This window comes from Pantoea sp. SIMBA_079 (assembly GCF_046940275.1).
Classification (GTDB): Bacteria; Pseudomonadota; Gammaproteobacteria; order Enterobacterales; family Enterobacteriaceae; genus Pantoea; species Pantoea borealis.
In genome coordinates this window covers 1-236 of the sequence record NZ_JAWRYR010000914.1, presented here as the reverse complement: position 1 = coordinate 236, position 236 = coordinate 1, and the positions used below count along the sequence as shown (strand labels likewise).

Here is a 236-nt window from a genome sequence, read left to right as displayed (position 1 = left end):
ATGAGCCTTTTCCATGGCTTCCATGATTTCGGTCAAAAGCGCCTTGTCTGCCGGTGTGGCTCGAAGCGCGGCATATTCGGCGGCAATGCTTTCGATTTCGCGACGATATTCGAGATAGTCCGCTGTCGCCTTGCGGTGATCGGCAAACAGCTTCACGACAGGCGCGCTGAATACCTGCCCGATCACATCAGCAACGAACGTACCTCCTCCATGGCGGGAAATCAGAAGTTCTGCGG

The 236-nt window shown here is 55.5% G+C and carries 1 protein-coding gene; it reads right to left on the bottom strand.

Annotation, left to right across the window (positions count from 1 at the left end; all coding sequences use genetic code 11):
• Window positions 1–236 (bottom strand): FCD domain-containing protein (locus tag SB719_RS22600; protein ID WP_412160099.1); only part of this gene is annotated, 236 nt, incomplete at both ends.